Origin of the sequence: Micromonospora sp. NPDC005806, from assembly GCF_042871425.1 — a bacterium.
Classification (GTDB): domain Bacteria; phylum Actinomycetota; class Actinomycetes; order Mycobacteriales; family Micromonosporaceae; genus Micromonospora.
Window position 1 is genome coordinate 57153 of record NZ_JBIAIL010000028.1, and the last position, 15861, is coordinate 73013.

Genomic DNA, 15861 nt, shown 5'->3' on the forward strand with positions numbered 1-15861 from the left:
CCGTCGCCGGAGGAGACAGACCATGCCAGTCCCCGCACCGCGGGTCCGTCGACGGCCCTCCGCACCGGGCCGTGCCCTGCCCCTGCTGCTGGTGATGGCGCTGCTCGCCCCGCTGGGCCTGCTCTTCCTGCAGACCCATCGGCACACCGGCGACGACCGCGACCTGGCGGTCCGGGAACGGCTCGGCGTGCGCTACCTGCGGGCCCTCGGGCCGGTCACCGACGCGCTGGTCGACGCCCAGTCCGCCGCGGTCGCCGGGCGGCCGGTCTCCCGGGAGGCGCTCACCGCCGCCGTCGCGCGGGCAGCGGAGGTGGACAGCGCGGTCGACGACGAGCTGCGCAGCCACGAACGCTGGGCCGGGCTCCGGGCCAAGCTGGAGGCCCTGCCGGACCGGGAGCTCACCGACCCCGAGGCGGCCTACCTGGCGTACGGGGAGGTCACCGACCTGCTGCTGGCGCTGCACCGCAAGGTGCGGGAGAGCTCCGGCCTGGTCCGCGATGCGCGGTCGGACTCGTTCTTCCTCCAGGACGGCATCGGCGGGGACCTGCCCCAGGCGGTGGTGGCCACCGGCCGGCTCGCCGATCTGGCCGCGCTCGCCCCCCGGCGGCCCGCAACCCGGGCCGGCACGACGGCCGCCGAGCTGGCCGAGCTCCGGGTGGGCGCACTCGGGTCCGCCACCAACCTGGTCGCCGACCTGCGGGCGGCCGTGGACAGCTCGGAGAGCGCCGACCTGGGCCCCAACGTGCTCACGCCGCTGGACACCTACCAGCGCTCGGTCGAGGCACTCGCGGCGCACTCCGTGTCGACCGGGCAGGCGGGGCCCGACCCGGGCCAGCTCTCCGCCGCCCGGCTCAGCGCGCAGGGGGCCGCCAGGCAGCTCCGGCAGGTGATCCTCGACCAGCTCGACACGCTGCTGAAGGAGCGGCGGGACCGGCTCGACCGGGACCGGCTGCTGGCCGTGGCCGCCGTGGCCGTGGCCGCCGTGCTGCTCGTCGTGCTGGCCGGGACACTGCTCGCCGCGCTGCGCCGGGCCCGCCGCGGGGCCGCCGAGGAAAGCCCCGAGTCCGCGGGGGCCGGCCGGTCGCCGGGGGCGTTCGCCCCGGCCGGGGCGGACCAGCTCCCGTCGACCGCGGGCGGGCAGCTGCAGCCGGTCGGGGTGGGCCGAGGCGGCGAAGCCGAGCGGTGGGGGCCGTTCGATGCTGCTCGGTAGGCTCCGGATCCGGGGCAAACTCGCCCTGCTGGTGATCATCCCGCTGCTCAGCATGGTCGGGCTGGCCGTGCCGGTCGTCCTCGACCGGGTCGCCGCCGCCCAGCGGGCCGCCGACACCGCGCAGACCGTCCGGACGGCCAGCCGGATCGGCAGCCTGGTGCAGGACCTACAGCAGGAACGGCTGCTCTCGGTGGGGCTGCTGCTCGGCCGGGTGACCCGGACCGAGCTGATCCAGCAGTCCACGGCCGTGGACGACCGGGTCGCCGACCTGCGGGCCGAGTCGCTGCCGGCCCCGGTTGCCGCCGCCCTCGACGGCGTACACACGCTGGCCGACCTGCGGACCGCGGTGCTCGCCGGGACCGCGACACCGGACCGGATCATGGCGGCGTTCGGCGCGGTCGACCTGGCGCTGATCGATGCGCTGCGGTTGCCGCTCCAGGTGGACACCAACACCTCGGCCGGGCGGCAGGTGCTGGCACTGGACGCGCTGCTCCGCGCCGACGAGGGGCTGGGCGCCTGCGCCACCCTGATCGTGCTGGTCAAGGCGACCGGCGACCCGACGGCGTCCACCGCCTACATCGCCTGCGTGGCCGCGCTCCAGGTGGACAACCAGCGGTTCCGCAAGCTGATCACCGCCGAGCAGTACCAGCTGGCCATGCTGGACGACGCGGCGGTGGCGGCCCGGACCAGCCCGACCTTCCTCGCCGACAGCGTGCAGGACCCGGTGGCGGCGATCGCGGCCGTGCCGCTGGACGCGCTCTTCCCCTCGGTCCGCTCGATGATCGCCCTCGGCCAGTTCGTGGCGAAGAAGATCGTCGCGGACGTCATCGCCGAGACCGCCACCGACCACCGGGAGGCGCTCACCGCCGCCTGGCTGGTCGGCGCGGCGGCCGCCCTGATCCTGCTGATCGTGGTGCTGCTCAGCATGGCCGTGGCCCGTACAGTGGCCCGGCCGCTGACCCGGCTCACCCGCTCCGCCGACCGGGTCGCCCGGGTCGCCGAGGCCGAGCTGACCCGGGTGGTCGACGACGAGGCCGAGTCCGTCCAGCCGGTCCGCCTCGACCCGGTGGACGTCGAAGCCCGGGACGAGATCGGCGACCTGGCCCGGGCGTTCGAGCGGGTGCAGCGCACCGCCGCCCGGCTGGTCGAACGCCAGGTGGCCGGCCGGCGCAACGTGGCGCAGATGTTCGGCCACGTCGGCCGGCGTACGCAGAACCTGGTCGGCCGGCAGATCGCGCTGATCGACCGGCTGGAACGGCAGGAGACCGACCCGGGCCGGCTGGAGCACCTGTACCGGCTCGACCACATCTCCAGTCGGCTGCGCCGCAACGCCGGCAGCCTGGTGGTGCTCTCCGGTGCCCGCGGCACGGACGGGCACGTCGCGCCGGTGCCGCTGGCCGACGTGGTGCGGCTCGCGCTCGGCGAGATCGAGGACTACACCCGGGTCGATGTCAAGGTCCCGCCCGGGGTGTCCGCCGCGCCCGCGATCGCGGGCGACCTGGTGCTGGCCCTCGCCGAGCTGATGGAGAACGCCACCGTATTCTCCCCGCCGCACGCCCGGGTGACGGTGTCCGGCGAGCTGACCGACGGCGGCGGCCGGCTCACCGTGGTGGACCGGGGCATCGGCATGACCGAGAAACGCCTGGCCGAGGAGAACGCCCGGCTCACCCGCCGGGAGCGGCTCGACCTGGCCCCGACCGAGGTGCTCGGGCTGTTCGTGGTGGGCCGGCTGGCCCGCCGGCACGGCTGGACGGTCGGCCTGGCACCGACCGCGGGTGGCGGCGTGACCGCCCGGCTGGAGATCCCCGCCGCCCTGCTGGTGGTCCGCCGGCCCGCGCGGCCCGGCGCCACCGTGGCGCGGGCCGCCGTGCCGCCCCGGGAGCGGCGCGCGCTGCCCGAGCCGGTCCGGACGCCGGCGGCGCCCCCCGCCGAGGAGCGCCCCGGATTCGACCCGGTGCTGCTGAGCCGGGCCACCCTCAGCATCGAGTCCGGGGTGCCCTGGAACGCCTTCGGCGCCGGGTCCGAGCCCTCGGCCGCCGGGACCGGCACGGTCGAATCGGCGGTCCCTCCGGCCGTCGACGTGCCGACCGGGCGGTCCGAGCTACGGCCGGTGATCCGACAGCGGGTGCCCGGGGCGAGCCTGCCGGCCCGCACGCCGGCCGTCGGGCCGGTGGACGGCACCACCGCGCACCCGGCCACGGTCCGCGCGCTGGTCGAGGCGTTCCAGGACGGCGTACGCCGGGCCGAGGGCGACGCGGACCGCGTCGCGCCCACCCCTGGGCGGCCGCAGCTCAGCCGGCGGGTGCCGGGCGCGAACCTGCTCGCCTCCCCGCTGCCGGCCACCCCGCCGGCCAGCCAGCACCCCGGAGACCCGGCCGAGGTCCGCGACCTCATCACCGAGTTCGAGGCGGGCGTCGCCCGTGCTCTGCGCGAAGTCAGTCCAGACCGCCGCTACGAAGAGGACGCATCACGGTGACCAGCCCCTTCCTGCACGACAACGTCGACCAGAACTCCACCGGCGGGCTCAGCCCCGAGGCGCGCACGTTCAACTGGCTGCTCGACTCGTTCACCTCCAGCACGGCCGGGGTCATCGAGGCGATCGCCGTCTCCTCCGACGGGCTGCTGATGGCCATGTCGGCCATCAGGGACAAGTCCAACGCGGAACGGCTCGCCGCGGTCGTCTCCGGCATGACCAGCCTCGCCGGCGGCGCCGCGAGCTGGTACGCGCTGGGCGGCCTCAACCGGGTGATCGTGGACATGGCCGAGGGCTACCTGCTGATCAGCGCGATCAGCAGCGGTTCGGTGCTCGGGGTGGTCGCCGACCGCTCGGCGAACCTCGGCACCGTGGCGTACGAGATGACGCTCTTCGCCGGCCGGGCCGGGGGCACCCTCAGCCCGCGGCTGATCGCCGAGCTGAAGAACGCCGTACAGCAATGACGCCGGAGGCGGCCGGCGACGATGCGGACCCGGAACCCGAGGTCCGGATCCGCCCCTACCTGCGCTCGCCGTCCCCGGGCGAGGAGCTGGACGAGGCCGACGCCGAACCGCCGCGCCCGCGACCGTTCGTGCTGACCGCCGGCCGGGCCGGTGACCCGGCGATCGGCCTGGAGACCCAGGTGAGCGCGCGGCCGGAGAGCGGCTCGTGGGCGGTCAGCGCCCGGCTCGCCCCGGAACTGGCCGCGATCGTCGCGCTCTGCGCCGACCCGATCTCGGTCGCGGAGATCTCCGCCCGGACCCGGATGCACTTCGGCGTGACCCGGGTACTGATCGGCGACCTGCGGGCCGCCGGTCACCTCGACGTGCACGCCGACGACGCCGACGAGGACGTCGACCCCGACGTCATCGTGCGAGTGATTGATGGACTCCGTGCGATCTCCTGACTGGCCGGCCGCCGCCATGGGCGGACCGGCCGCGAACAGCGCCGCCGCCCGGTACGGCGGTCCGGCCGCCCCGGACCCGGTCACCGGCGCGATACCGCCGGCCGCGCCGCGGCCGTACCGGCCGCCGGTGGCCGGCGCGTCGGCTCCGACCCGGACCGCGACCACCCGGGCGCCGATCCCGGTGAAGGTCCTCATCGCCGGCGGCTTCGGGGTGGGCAAGACCACCACCGTGGGCGCGATCTCGGAGATCGCCCCGCTGACCACCGAGGCGGAGATGACCAGCGCCGGCATCGGCGTGGACGACCCGGGTGCCGACTCCGCGAAGACCGCCACCACGGTGGCGATGGACTTCGGCTGCGTGACCATCGACCGCAGCCTCAAGCTCTACCTCTTCGGCACGCCCGGCCAGGCCCGCTTCGGCTTCATGTGGGACGACCTGGCCCGGGGGGCGCTCGGCGCGCTGGTGGTGGTGGACGGCGCCCGGTTGGACGACTGCTATCCGGCGATCGACTTCTTCGAGCGGGCCGGGCTGCCGTTCGCGGTCGGGGTGAACGCCTTCGACGGCCGGTCGGCGCTCGACCTGCCCTCGATCCGCTGGGCGCTGGCGATCGGCGAGCACGTGCCGCTGGTGCAGTTCGACGCCCGGGACCGGCTCTCCGTCCGGGACGCCCTGCTGGTCGTGCTGGACCGGGCGCTGGACCGGGCGACCCGCGAGAGGGGTTCTGAGCCGGCCGCTGGGTAGTAGCCGTTTCACGAAAGGGGTGGACGCGATGCGAGGTGATCTGGACGAGACACTGGCCCGGCTCGCGCGCCGCGAGGAGGCGCAGCGCCGCCGGGGGCCGGCTCCGGGCGAGGAGGCGGACGAGACCGGACCGGTGACGCGGGAGGGGTACGGTGCTTACCGGCTGCGCGGGGCGCCCGGACCGGAGCGGCGGAATCCGCTCGAGGAGGTCGCCGAGGCGGTACGCCAAGTGGTGGCCGAACATCCCGGACTGGCGGTCAACCTGCAGGTGGAGCACGGCGGGCAGGCGTACCCGCTGCGGGTCTCCTGGTCGGGGCCGGAGGTGACGGTCACGCCGGCGCCGGACCCGACTCCCCCACCGGCCTGGCCGATGTCGGCCAAGACGGTGCCCGCCCCCGGGCAGGACGCGATGGTCCCCGACCCGGCCGCCCGGCTGGCCGAGATGATCCGGCGCGACCCGTCCCTGCTGGAGGACACCGACCCGCAATGATCCGGCGGGACGCGCCACGGGCACCACGTGGGTGCCGGCGGCTACTGTCGGGCGGGTGGCCGAACCGGACCTGACCCTCACCGCGAGCCTGCGGCCGGCGGCGCTGGACGCCCGGCGCGGCGTCGTCCGCCTGCACCCCGAGGTGCTGACCGCGCTGGCGCTGCGCCCCGGCGACCCGGTGCGGCTGGCCGGCCGGCGGGTGACCGCCGGCATCGCGGCCCCGGCCGAGCCGACCGCGAGCACCGCCCTGCTCTACGCCGACGACCTGCTCCTGGGCAACCTCGGCGTCCGCGACGGCGGGCAGGTGACGGTGAGCCCGCTGCCGGTCACCCCGGCCCGTGGGGTGACCCTGGCCGGCCCGGTCGGTATCGTCGTCGCGGTCTCGCCGGAGATGCTCCGCCTCGCCCTGCTCGGCAAGGTGGTCACCGCCGGGGACGATGTCTCGCTGCTGCCCCAGGACGTGCTCCCCGACGCCGCCGCCCGCGGCCTGGTCGAGGCCGCCCGGCGCAGCCTCGCCAACACCGTCGGGTACGCCTGGACCAGCACCCTGCTCACCGTGGTCGCGGCCGAGCCCGCGGCCGGCGGGCTGGTCACCATGGACAGCGTGGTCGGCTGGGAGCACGGTCCGGCCACCCGCGGCTCGGGCCCGGTCGGCCAGGACGCGACCGGTCGGCTCACCGCCGGCGCCCCGGGCGGGACGCCCGGCCCGGCCGGTAGGCCCGCGGCCTCCCCCACCGGATTCGCCCCGGGGACGGGCCCGACCGTCGGCGGCGCTTCCCGGGCGGCCGGTGGGACCGGCGTGGCGCCGGCGACCGCCGGCCTGGTCGGCCCCGAGGACGCGCCCGACGTGGACGAGTTGCCCGGGCTGCGCCCGCAGGCCGAGGAGCTGACCGAGCTGCTCGACCTGGGCTTCCACCACCGGGAGGTGCTGGGCCGGCTCGGCACCACGATCTCGCTGGGCGTCCTGCTCAGCGGGCCGGCCGGCTCGGGCAAGTCGGCGCTGGTCCGCGCGGTCGCCGCCCGGGTACGCGCCCGGGTCTGCCCGATCTGGGCCCCTGAGCTGGCCGCGCTGAGCAACGACGCGGCCGCCGGCCGGCTCCGCGAGGCCGCCGCGGCGGTACGCGCCGGCGGACCCGCCGTCCTGCTGGTCACCGACGTGGAGGCGCTGGCCCCCGCCGACGAGCCGGGTCCGGTGGCCACCGTGTTCCGGCAGGTCGTCGCCGAGACGGTCCGCGCCGGGGCGGCCGTGGTCTGCACCACCGGCCGGCCCGAGGCGGTGGACCCGGGACTGCGCGGCCCGGACCTGCTCGCGCTGCGGATCACCGTCCCCCTGCCGGATCAGGCGCTGCGGCGGGAGCAGCTGACCGTGCTCACCCGGCAGGTGCCGCTCGCCGGGGACGTCCGCCTGGACGAGGTGGCCGGGCGTACCCCCGGGTTCGTGGCCGCCGACCTGGCCGCGCTGGTCCGCGAGGCCGGGGTGCGCGCGGCGCTGCGGCAGAAGGCGGCCGAGACGCCCACCGTGGCGATGGCCGACTTCACCGCCGCGCTGGAGGTGGTCCGGCCCACCACGATGGCGGCGTCCACCCTGGAGCTGGCCTCGGTGACCCTGGACGACGTGGGGGGCCTGCACGAGGTCAAGGAGACCTTGACCGAGTCGGTGCTCTGGCCGCTGACCTACCCGGACACCTTCGCCCGGCTGGGCGTGACGCCGCCGCGCGGGGTGCTGCTCTACGGGCCGCCCGGCTGCGGCAAGACCTACCTGGTGACCGCGCTGGCCGGGTCCGGACGGGCCAACGTGCTGTCGGTGAAGGGCGCGGAGCTGCTCTCCAAGTGGGTGGGCGAGAGCGAACGCGCGGTCCGCGAGCTGTTCCGCCGCGCCCGCGAGGCCGCGCCCACGCTGGTCTTCCTGGACGAGGTCGACGCGCTCGCCCCGGTCCGCGGCCAGGCCACCGACGGGGGTACGACCGACCGGGTGGTCGCCGCCCTGCTCACCGAGCTGGACGGGGTGGAGGCGCTGCGCAACGTGGTGGTGGTCGGCGCGACGAACCGGCCGGACCTGGTCGACCCGGCGCTGCTCCGGCCGGGCCGGCTGGAACGCCTGGTGTACGTGCCGCCGCCGGACGGCCCGGCCCGGGCGGAGATCCTTCGCGCGGCCGCCCGGGACGTCCCGCTCGCGCCCGACGTGGACCTGGTCGCGCTCGGCGAGGAGCTGGACGGCTTCTCCGCCGCCGACTGCACCGCCCTGGTCCGCGAGTCAGCCCTCGCTGCGATGCGCGAGTCGCTGACCGCCAGCACCGTCACCGCCGCCCACGTGGCGACCGCCCGCACCCGGGTCGGCCCCTCCCTCGACCCCACCCAGGTCGCCTGGCTGGCGTCCTACGCGGCCCGCCACCGCTGACCGGGTCAGTCGGTGGGGAGTAGCGGGCCGAGGGGCCCGAGGTCGAGGTTGAGGTCCTCGGGGGCGAGGCCGAAGTACTCGCGGAGCTGGGTCATCTGCTCCTCCAGCGCCATCAGCGTGGTGCCGATCCGCTCGACCTGCTCCTCGGTGAGGTCACCGAGGTCGACCCGGCGCAGCGCCTGCCGTTCCATGAGTTGGCGCAGCAGCTCGATGACGGTGAGCACCAGGCTGGCCAGCCCCCGCTCGACGGAGTCCTGGTCCACGGTGAGCCGGCGGTCCAGCGGCCGGACCTGGGGCGCCTGCCACCGCGGCTCCCCCAGCGCCGCCGCCAGCTCGGCCGCTTCGTCGCGCCCGGTCATGACGTCACCTCCACGTCGGACGGGTCCGGGGCGAGCGCACCGACCGACGCGATCAACGCGCGCAACGAGACGCGGACCAGGTCGATGTCGGCGATGGCCAGGGTGATGTCGCCGGTGATCACCACGCCGGTGGCGAGCACCCGGTCGAGCAGGTCGACCAGGGCCACCGGCCGGTAGGCCAGCGGGTCGTCGGCGCTGCTGGGCGCCAGCGTGGTCACGCCCATGCCGGCTCCGCCGAGGGTTCCGCCACGAAGGAGTACGGCGGCCAGGGGCCGGTCGGCTCCAGCCGGATCTCCGGGTGCCGCTCTGCCAGCTCGCGTACCAGCACGGCGAAGCCGTCCAGGCGGTCCCGGTCGACCAGGTACGCGCCGTTGAGCGCCATCGCCGTGGGCGCGCCGGAGAGGCGCCGGTCCTGCGGGGCGTGCCGCCGGGCGGCGGCCGCGTACCCGGCGAGGGCGGCGTGCACGGCGGCCGCCGCGTCGGCGGTGATCCGCTGCCCCTCCTCCCGGGCGGTGAGCTGGGCCTTCCGTCGTCGCAGGTACGCCACGCCGGCCCCACCCCCACCGGCCGGTTCCCCGGTGGGCGGCGTCGCACCCGGTACGACGTACCCCTTGACGCCCCACTCCTCGCGGCCGGTGAGCCGGGTCAGCGTGCCGGCCAGCTCGTCGTGCCGCTCGACCAGCACCCGGGTCACCCGGTCGTCGTCCCGGTGCACGGTGGCGAGCCGGGCCGGCACCACCGCGCCGGACCGGGACAGCGCGTCCACCACCGCGTGGTGCGCCCGGGCGGCCCGCTCCAGCCAGGCCAGGTCCTCCAGGTTGCGGCGCAGCGCCTCCTCGCCGTACTCGGCCAGCGGGGCGTCGCTGACCACGGCGACCAGGCCGGCGGCGGTCACCGCCCGGGCCGGCGTGCCGGCGATCCCGGTGATCCCGGCCAGCGTCGCCGGGGCGACCTCGGCGGCCACCCCGTGCAGCCAGACGCCGCTCTCGATCGCCGCAGCCGGCTCAGCGGTCGTACTCATCCCATTCCTCCCTCTCCGCCCGGGCGGCGACCCGCGGCCGCCGGGACGCCTCGACCTCCTCCGGGTCGCGCGGGCCCGGCTCGACGGGTGGGCGGGCCCGGGAGCTGAGCCACGGGTCGTGCTCCCACCAGTCGATGCCGATCTGCCGCGCGGTGTCCACGGAGGCGATGACCAGCCGCAGCTTCAGGGTCAACAACTCGATGTCGAGCAGGCTGACCCGGATGTCACCGGCGATGACGATGCCTCGGTCGAGGACCCGTTCGAGGATGTCGCCGAGGTTCGCCGGCTCGTGCCCGGCCGGCAGCACCTGACCGGAGTTCTGCACCACCGACGGACTCCGTCCAATGGTCATCTCAGTCCCCCTTGCCGCGCTGGTAGCGGCGCTTCCGCTGGTAACCGAGCAGGCTGCCGGCCAGGTCCAGCTCCACCTCGTAGAGGCCGAGCAGGTCGGTCGACGCCGGGATCCGATGGTCCTCGACCAGCTCCACCCCGACCAGCCAGCCGTCGTCGGTGGGCTGGATCGAGGTGATCCCGAGCGGGTCCTTGCCGGTCAGCTCGACGATCTGGCGCAGCCCCTCCCGAGCCGCCTCGGCCGCCGACACCTCCTCGTACTCCTCCTCTTCGGCGTACGAGTCGTTGTCGCGGACGTCGCGGTCGCGCCAGCGCTCGCGGTCGCCATCGCCGCGGGTGCGTCCTGGTGCCATGTCATCTCCCTCGTCCGCGATGCTGCTCACCGCGTCGACCGGCGGTCCGCCAGCGGACGGGCCGCTGCCGCCGCCGGCCGGCGCCCGTCTCCCGGGACGGGGTCCGACCGGGGACGGCGGCCGGCGTGGTCAGCCGGTCCAGCACCTGCTGCTGGGCCCGATCCCGCTCCTGCGGGCTGATCTCGCCGGCCTCCGCCGCCCGGTCCAGATCCTCCAGCTCCCGCCGGATGTTGACCGGGTTGTGCTGCTGCCACTCCGCCTCCCGGGCAACCACCTTGAGCACGACGGTGAGCCCGCGCACCGGGGCGTACGGCAGAGTCAGCAGCCCCCAGAGGATGTCCACGGCTCACTCCACCAACTGGTGCGCGCTGACGAAGTCGTACGCGGCGAGCGGCCCGATCAGCCGCATCCGGATCAGGTCCCGGCGCTGCTCGGCGAAGTCCTCCACCGCCTGGACGAACTCGTCCTCGTCGTCCACGGCGACCAGGAAGGCGACGTTCACCGCGTCCATCTCGTGGCTGGGCTGGCGTGGGACGTTCGCCACCGCGAGCCGGCCCACCACGTCGATCAGGTCGCGGTTCTCCGCCTCCCGGCGCAGCTCCACCGCCTGGCCGATCATCTCGCCGAGCCGGATCCGCTGCTCTCGGCTCTCCACCTCCGGCCGGCCGCGCACCTGGTCGGCGAGCGCGGCGGCGGAGGCGTCCTCCGCCAGGAAGCCGCCGATGAACTCCCGTTCGTCGAAGCGCCCGTGCACGGTGTACTGGACGCGGTCCTCCAGCTCGGCCAGGGCGGCGGCGAACCGATCGTGGTGCGCCTCCAGCAGGTCCTCCACCGCGTCCGCGCCGGTCACCACCGTGCCGAACCGGACCGGCAGCACCGGCGCGACCGCCGCCGTGCCGTCCACCAGCCGCTCGTACGCGGTGAGGTCGGCCGGCCGGCCCATCGGCTCCTCCAGCCCGACCTCGCTGACCAGCGCGGCGAGGTCCCCGTGCCGAATCGCGGTGACCTCACCCGGCGGGTTGCCCACCCCCTCCGCGTCGGGGGTCGGCTCCACGTCGGCCGGCACGATGCCGTAGATGAACAGTCCGTTTTCCTGAGCCATCTCAGCGCTCCTCATCCCAGCTGCGGCGCTGCCGGGGGCGGTCGCCGTCCCGGTCACCGAGGGAGTCGACCACCACCCCGGTGATCTCTTTGGCCGCCTGGCCGAGGCCGGACAGGGCCCTGCCCTTGGCGGCCCCACTGGCGGTGTCACCCACGATGTCCGGCAGGCCCTTGGTGCCCTTCGGCACGATGCTCAGCCGGTCGACCGTCTGGGCGAACTGGAGGTACGTCTCGACGCTCGCGATCACGATCCGAGCGTTGATCTCCAGCAGCTGGATGCCGACCACGGCGACCGACACCTGCGCGTCGATCACCACGCCCTTGTCCAGCACCGTCTCGACGACGTCGGCGAGGGTGCCACCTGCCCCGCCGCCGGTCCGTTCCAGGGCGCTGCCGGGTTGAGACGATGTCGAGGCGATCGTCATCAGTCACGCTCCTCTCGCCGGCGGCGGACCACCGGTCGTCGGGGGGTTTCGGGGGTACGGCGAACCGGGCGGGCCCGCTCCTCGCGGGGTTCCCGGTCCTCGCGCTGCGGGCGGCGGGCCCGCTCGGGCTGCCGGCGGCGCGGCGAGGGCTGCTCCTCCTCGGGTTCCTCGGCGTACTCGTCGTCGTCGAAGTCGTCACCCTCGTCGTAGGCCTCGTACTCCTCCTCCTCCTCGGGCGGACGGCGGCGCTGCGGCGGCCGGCGGCGGCCGCGCTCGGCGGGCCGGCGCTCCTCCGCCGGCTCCTCCTCGCGCTCCTCCTCGGCCTCCTCGGCGCGACCCTGTTCCGGCCGCTCGCGGGCCTCCTGCTCCTCGTGGAGCGCGGTCTCGTGGTCCTTGACCACCTGGGAGTCCTCGATCTCACCGCGCCAGCCCTCGACGGAGTCTGGGGCGAGCACGGTGTGGGTCATCACGTGCCGGACGAAGTGCTTCAGCTCCAGCCGCACCCGGCGGCCCTGGGCTCGCCAGAGGTTGCCGGTGCGCTCGAACAGGCCCTGCGGGTGGTACTCGAGGACGACCAGGATCCTGGTCAGCTCGGGGCCGACCTCGTGGAAGCTGACCGTGCCGTCGACGGAACCCTTCTCGCCCTTCGACCGCCAGTGGATCAGGCGGTCCGGGATCTGCCGGACGATGGTCGACTCCCAGCTCCGGTGCGACCAGAAGACCTGCGCCTTCCAGGTCATCTTCTCGTCGGACTCGCGGTCGGCCTGCTCCACCTTCTTCATGAAGCTCGGGAAGTCGCCGTAGGTCGTCCACTGGTTGTACGCGACCTGGACCGGCACGCCGACCTCGATCGTCTCGACGATGTTGGTGAGCTTGAGCTTCTTGCCGCCCTTGCCGCCCGTGCCGCCCGTGCCGCCGCCGCCGAACGCCGACATCAGCTTCTCCTTACCGCCGGCCAGGCCGGCATGGAACATGGCCCTCATCGGGGAGTGGCCCTCGGCGAGCTTCTGCGCGCCGGTGGCGGCGGCGACCAGACCGGGGCCGCCGCCCTGCTTGGCGTAGTCGCTGAGCCGGCCGGTGGCACCGGTGATCCGCTCGGTCACGACCTGCACCGCTCGCTCCCCGATGGCGGCGGCGAGGTTGCGCAGCTCGCCACCGAGCTGGTCGCGCGCCTTGTCGGCGAGGTTCTCGGTCGCCATGTCACCGCCTCCGCTGTCGACGCGCGACGACCGGGCGCTCGGCCCGGTCCTCGTCCTCCGGCGCCTCGGGCTGCTCGTCGAGCTCCGGCTCCTCGTCCGGGGCCGAGCGCTCCGCCGGCTCCCGCTCCGCGCCGGCCCGACCGGCCGACTTCCGGCGCAGGGCGTCGGCGCTGCCGCGCACCTTGCCGCTCAACGCCTCGATGCCACTGCCGGCGGCGGCGGTGGCCGCGGCCTTGCCGGCCGTGGCCAGCGGTCCGCCCAGCCTGGTCAGGTTGCCAAGTTGGGGCGCGTTCAGCAGATCTGTGCCGTACTTCAGCAGGCCGCCGGGGTTCTGGCTGGCCCGACCCGCGGCCACGGCGGCGGCCAGGGTGAGGGCGGTACGCAACTTCCTGCGGCGGCCGAGGACATAGCCGAAACCGACCGCCAGGGCGATCCGGGCTCCACTCTTCATCAGTTCTCCTTCGCTCCCCGGCGGAAGCGGACACCTCTTGCGTGGAGCAGGCCCGGAAACAGCTACCGGGGATCAGCGGGAAATGGGCCTGCGACCGGCGTCCCGAATCAGCGGACCCGGCCGGCAGTACCCGTGGCCCCAATCGCAAAACATTTCCGCGTCCATTCCGACGCCTCGGTCACAGCGCAATCGGGTAGGCGGTGAGGGTGCCGGAGATACCCCCGCAAAGCGGTCAGACGGGCTGTCCTGAGCAGGGAGAAGGAGATAATTACACGAAGGTAAGCAACAACGTCAGCGGGCCGGCAGCACCGAATCTAGGCACATTTCCGCACGCAGCTTTCCGCCCTGTGGGCGCAATTCCGCGCCGCATTTCTTCAGCACGGAAATCGCACCGAGGTTGTCCGGAGTCGTCTCGGCCACCACGGTCCGCATCCCGGCCGCCGCGGCCGCATTCAGCAGCTCGCGCAGGGCGGCCGCGCCGAGGCCCTGACCACGGGCCGAACGCCCCAGCCACATGCCCGTCTCCACGGTCCCCGGCTCGTCGCAACGGGTCATCCGGACCATGCCGACCACCTCGCCGCCGGCCACGATCGCGTACATCCGGGTGCGGGTCGGGCCGTCCAGCCCACCGAAGCTCGCCCGGTAGAACTCGCGAAACGCTTCCCGACGGGCCAGCGACCACCCGGCCGGGGCCTCCATCGGGGGCATGACGTCCTCGGGCTCGGCCTCGGCGGCCGCTACGGAGAGCAACGGCTCGAGGTTCCGCTCGTCCACCGGCTCCAGTCGTACGGCACCCGTCACGAGCCGCAGTCTGCCCGCCGTACCGGCCCAAGTCCACCCCTTTGGGCGCAGACTGCCGGTCCGGCCGAGGGTGTCGGCCGGTCGTACCCCCGGGGTGTTCCGCCTCACGCTCAGTTGTCAGCCGACCGGTCGTTCTTCGGTGAGGGTGCTCACTCCGGCGAATCGAACTCGCAGAGCACCACCGAGGCGTCGTCGGTCCGCTTGTGCCGGCGCAGCCGGTCCGGATGGTCCCGCTCGGCGGCCCGGACCCGGCCGATCAGCCCCGCCGGCCCCTCCGCGGCCGCCACGTCCAGCAGCCCGGCCCAGTCGAAGAGGCCGAACTCCTCGACCGCGCAGGACGCGCCGTCGCTGAGCAGTGCGGCGCGCCGCAACGCCCCGGGACCGCGCAGCGGCAGCGTCCCGGTCAGCGCGTGGTACGCCGCGTCCGGGTCGCTGGCGGCCGCCCAGTAGCCGTGGGTCCGGTTCATCTGCGCCCGCTGCACGGTCACCGACCGGTGGAACCGGGTCGCCGGATCGACGTCGTCGCCGGGCAGGGTGTGGGCGGTCCGGCGCAGGTCCGCCGTGGCGGCGGCCAGCCGCTCGTCGGACACCACGCTGACCTCGCCACCGGTGTCCAGCACCAACGGACTGTCGCAGAGCACCAGGTAGTCGACCTGGTCGCCGCCCTCCCGGAGCAGGCACACCGTGGACGACGGGGTACCCGGATGATCGAGGTCGCACTCGTCGCCGTGGTCGGCACGGACCGCCAGGATGGCTGCCGCGAGGCTGCTCATCAGCGTCGCCGCCGGCCGGGCCGCGATGGCCAGGCCGATCCGGGCGGCCAGGTGCCGGACGTACCAGGCCGGCCCGTGCACGCAGCCGGTGTCGTAGCCGCCCGGCACGGTGGCCCCGTCGAGGACGCCGACCAGCGGGCCGAAGCCGAAGACCACGTCCTCGTTCTCCAGCCGGCCGTGCGACGGGTCGGAGGCGGAAAGTACCCGCATCATCGGCGCCGTCCCGACCGGCCGCGCCGGCCGGCTCCCGGTCGGGTACCGGCGATCTGGTGCGCCCATCCGTCCTCCCTCCGTCGCCGCCCGCCTACCCGGACCGGCGGACGCCATGCCGCCGGTGGCCGTACGGACCGACGAGAACTGAACCGGTCAGCGTCGGCGGTTGCGGGTCCGGGACGAGCGCAGCCGGCGCAGCCGGCCGATCAGCACCGGCTCGGCGGCCAGCGCGGCCGGGTGGTCGAGCAGCGCGTTGAGCAGCTGGTAGTAGCGGGTCGCGGAGAGCCCGAAGGTGTCCCGGATCGCCTGCTCCTTGGCTCCGGCGTGCTTCCACCACTGCTGCTCGAAGGCGAGGATCCGCCGCTCCCGTTCGGTCAGCTCACCCGGTCCACCGTCCGCGACGCCCGCGTCGGCGCCCGTCGCGACGTCGGCGACCGGGTCGGACGCGTGCGGGGCGGGGTCGGCCTCGACGGCGGGAGCGGACCGGGGCGGGGGGACCGTGACGCCGGACTCGCGGCGCGCGGTGTCGGTGGGCCCGGACGGCTCGGGCCGGTCGGTGGCGGCCGCGGAGGCGTCGGCGGGCATGGCGCTCCT

Annotated in this window: 18 protein-coding genes and 2 pseudogenes; 7 read left to right on the forward strand and 13 right to left on the reverse strand. The window is 75.1% G+C overall.

Features of this window, described 5'->3' with window-relative positions; translation table 11 throughout:
* The first annotated feature begins 22 nt into the window (after window positions 1–22).
* From ACFYOS_RS25285 to ACFYOS_RS25315, 7 genes are read left to right on the forward strand one after another with little or no spacing between them, the layout of a single operon-like run.
* On the forward strand, window positions 23–1210 hold the full coding sequence (locus ACFYOS_RS25285; protein WP_387146357.1) for a hypothetical protein: 1188 nt from the start codon (window positions 23–25) through the stop codon (window positions 1208–1210).
* Window positions 1197–3686, forward strand: a complete 2490-nt coding sequence (locus ACFYOS_RS25290; protein WP_387146360.1) for a nitrate- and nitrite sensing domain-containing protein — start codon at window positions 1197–1199, stop codon at window positions 3684–3686. Before ACFYOS_RS25285 ends, ACFYOS_RS25290 begins: the two co-directional genes overlap by 14 nt.
* Window positions 3683–4147, forward strand: a complete 465-nt coding sequence (locus ACFYOS_RS25295; RefSeq protein ID WP_387146363.1) for a roadblock/LC7 domain-containing protein — start codon at window positions 3683–3685, stop codon at window positions 4145–4147. The genes ACFYOS_RS25290 and ACFYOS_RS25295 overlap by 4 nt, the downstream gene beginning before the upstream one ends.
* Window positions 4144–4590 (forward strand): DUF742 domain-containing protein, encoded by a 447-nt coding sequence (locus tag ACFYOS_RS25300; RefSeq protein ID WP_387146366.1) that lies wholly within the window; start codon window positions 4144–4146, stop codon window positions 4588–4590. The genes ACFYOS_RS25295 and ACFYOS_RS25300 overlap by 4 nt, the downstream gene beginning before the upstream one ends.
* Window positions 4568–5332: an ATP/GTP-binding protein gene (locus tag ACFYOS_RS25305; RefSeq protein ID WP_387146369.1), complete on the forward strand. Its 765-nt coding sequence runs from the start codon at window positions 4568–4570 to the stop codon at window positions 5330–5332. The genes ACFYOS_RS25300 and ACFYOS_RS25305 overlap by 23 nt, the downstream gene beginning before the upstream one ends.
* A gap of 28 nt (window positions 5333–5360) precedes the next feature.
* Window positions 5361–5822 (forward strand): hypothetical protein, encoded by a 462-nt coding sequence (locus ACFYOS_RS25310; protein WP_387146372.1) that lies wholly within the window; start codon window positions 5361–5363, stop codon window positions 5820–5822.
* A gap of 55 nt (window positions 5823–5877) precedes the next feature.
* Window positions 5878–8220, forward strand: a complete 2343-nt coding sequence (locus tag ACFYOS_RS25315) for an AAA family ATPase (RefSeq protein WP_387146375.1) — start codon at window positions 5878–5880, stop codon at window positions 8218–8220.
* A gap of 5 nt (window positions 8221–8225) precedes the next feature.
* Here the strand turns inward: ACFYOS_RS25315 and ACFYOS_RS25320 are convergent, their stop codons facing one another.
* The 13 genes and pseudogenes from ACFYOS_RS25320 to ACFYOS_RS25380 all read right to left on the reverse strand — a co-directional run bounded on the left by ACFYOS_RS25320 (window position 8226) and on the right by ACFYOS_RS25380 (window position 15852).
* The gene (locus tag ACFYOS_RS25320; protein WP_387146378.1) at window positions 8226–8579 is read right to left on the reverse strand and encodes a gas vesicle protein K; all 354 of its coding nucleotides are present in this window, start codon (window positions 8577–8579) and stop codon (window positions 8226–8228) included.
* Window positions 8576–8803 carry a gas vesicle protein gene (locus tag ACFYOS_RS25325; RefSeq protein ID WP_387146381.1) on the reverse strand — a complete coding sequence of 76 codons (228 nt, stop codon included), beginning with the start codon at window positions 8801–8803 and terminating at the stop codon, window positions 8576–8578. Before ACFYOS_RS25325 ends, ACFYOS_RS25320 begins: the two co-directional genes overlap by 4 nt.
* Window positions 8794–9600: a GvpL/GvpF family gas vesicle protein gene (locus ACFYOS_RS25330; RefSeq protein ID WP_387146384.1), complete on the reverse strand. Its 807-nt coding sequence runs from the start codon at window positions 9598–9600 to the stop codon at window positions 8794–8796. Before ACFYOS_RS25330 ends, ACFYOS_RS25325 begins: the two co-directional genes overlap by 10 nt.
* Before the next feature lie 151 nt (window positions 9601–9751).
* Window positions 9752–9907, reverse strand: a pseudogene (gvpJ, locus tag ACFYOS_RS25335) (gas vesicle protein GvpJ); the annotation flags it as partial.
* A gap of 46 nt (window positions 9908–9953) precedes the next feature.
* Complete coding sequence (locus tag ACFYOS_RS25340) at window positions 9954–10304, reverse strand: gas vesicle protein (RefSeq protein ID WP_387146387.1); 351 nt, start codon at window positions 10302–10304, stop codon at window positions 9954–9956.
* 1 nt (window position 10305) lies between these two features.
* Window positions 10306–10647 (reverse strand): gas vesicle protein GvpG, encoded by a 342-nt coding sequence (locus ACFYOS_RS25345; RefSeq protein WP_387146390.1) that lies wholly within the window; start codon window positions 10645–10647, stop codon window positions 10306–10308.
* 3 nt (window positions 10648–10650) lie between these two features.
* Entirely contained in the window at window positions 10651–11406 is a 756-nt protein-coding gene (locus tag ACFYOS_RS25350) for a GvpL/GvpF family gas vesicle protein (RefSeq protein ID WP_387146392.1), read from the reverse strand.
* Window positions 11407–11608: 202 nt separating this feature from the next.
* Window positions 11609–11830 (reverse strand): annotated as a pseudogene (gene gvpJ / locus ACFYOS_RS25355) (gas vesicle protein GvpJ); the annotation flags it as partial.
* Window positions 11830–13029 carry an SRPBCC family protein gene (locus ACFYOS_RS25360; protein WP_387146395.1) on the reverse strand — a complete coding sequence of 400 codons (1200 nt, stop codon included), beginning with the start codon at window positions 13027–13029 and terminating at the stop codon, window positions 11830–11832. The pseudogene gvpJ (ACFYOS_RS25355) and the gene ACFYOS_RS25360, both read right to left, overlap by 1 nt.
* A gap of 1 nt (window position 13030) precedes the next feature.
* A complete protein-coding gene (locus ACFYOS_RS25365; RefSeq protein WP_387146397.1) occupies window positions 13031–13480 on the reverse strand; it encodes a hypothetical protein in 450 nt (149 codons plus the stop codon).
* Between the two features lie 291 nt (window positions 13481–13771).
* Window positions 13772–14281 carry a GNAT family N-acetyltransferase gene (locus tag ACFYOS_RS25370; protein ID WP_387146399.1) on the reverse strand — a complete coding sequence of 170 codons (510 nt, stop codon included), beginning with the start codon at window positions 14279–14281 and terminating at the stop codon, window positions 13772–13774.
* A gap of 149 nt (window positions 14282–14430) precedes the next feature.
* On the reverse strand, window positions 14431–15333 hold the full coding sequence (locus ACFYOS_RS25375) for a hypothetical protein (RefSeq protein WP_387146401.1): 903 nt from the start codon (window positions 15331–15333) through the stop codon (window positions 14431–14433).
* 87 nt (window positions 15334–15420) lie between these two features.
* The gene (locus ACFYOS_RS25380; protein ID WP_387146404.1) at window positions 15421–15852 is read right to left on the reverse strand and encodes a DUF3263 domain-containing protein; all 432 of its coding nucleotides are present in this window, start codon (window positions 15850–15852) and stop codon (window positions 15421–15423) included.
* Window positions 15853–15861 lie beyond the last annotated feature (9 nt).

Excerpts from the sequence above, each read along its gene's own strand:
- ACFYOS_RS25285 (WP_387146357.1), top strand. The coding sequence starts at position 23 with ATGCCAGTCCCCGCACCGCGGGTCCGTCGACGGCCCTCCGCACCGGGC.
- ACFYOS_RS25290 (WP_387146360.1), top strand. The coding sequence starts at position 1,197 with ATGCTGCTCGGTAGGCTCCGGATCCGGGGCAAACTCGCCCTGCTGGTG.
- ACFYOS_RS25300 (WP_387146366.1), top strand. The coding sequence starts at position 4,144 with ATGACGCCGGAGGCGGCCGGCGACGATGCGGACCCGGAACCCGAGGTC.
- ACFYOS_RS25305 (WP_387146369.1), top strand. The coding sequence starts at position 4,568 with ATGGACTCCGTGCGATCTCCTGACTGGCCGGCCGCCGCCATGGGCGGA.
- ACFYOS_RS25310 (WP_387146372.1), top strand. The coding sequence starts at position 5,361 with ATGCGAGGTGATCTGGACGAGACACTGGCCCGGCTCGCGCGCCGCGAG.
- ACFYOS_RS25320 (WP_387146378.1), bottom strand. The coding sequence starts at position 8,579 with ATGACCGGGCGCGACGAAGCGGCCGAGCTGGCGGCGGCGCTGGGGGAG.
- ACFYOS_RS25325 (WP_387146381.1), bottom strand. The coding sequence starts at position 8,803 with ATGGGCGTGACCACGCTGGCGCCCAGCAGCGCCGACGACCCGCTGGCC.
- ACFYOS_RS25330 (WP_387146384.1), bottom strand. The coding sequence starts at position 9,600 with ATGAGTACGACCGCTGAGCCGGCTGCGGCGATCGAGAGCGGCGTCTGG.
- ACFYOS_RS25340 (WP_387146387.1), bottom strand. The coding sequence starts at position 10,304 with ATGGCACCAGGACGCACCCGCGGCGATGGCGACCGCGAGCGCTGGCGC.
- ACFYOS_RS25350 (WP_387146392.1), bottom strand. The coding sequence starts at position 11,406 with ATGGCTCAGGAAAACGGACTGTTCATCTACGGCATCGTGCCGGCCGAC.
- ACFYOS_RS25360 (WP_387146395.1), bottom strand. The coding sequence starts at position 13,029 with ATGGCGACCGAGAACCTCGCCGACAAGGCGCGCGACCAGCTCGGTGGC.
- ACFYOS_RS25365 (WP_387146397.1), bottom strand. The coding sequence starts at position 13,480 with ATGAAGAGTGGAGCCCGGATCGCCCTGGCGGTCGGTTTCGGCTATGTC.
- ACFYOS_RS25375 (WP_387146401.1), bottom strand. The coding sequence starts at position 15,333 with ATGGGCGCACCAGATCGCCGGTACCCGACCGGGAGCCGGCCGGCGCGG.
- ACFYOS_RS25380 (WP_387146404.1), bottom strand. The coding sequence starts at position 15,852 with ATGCCCGCCGACGCCTCCGCGGCCGCCACCGACCGGCCCGAGCCGTCC.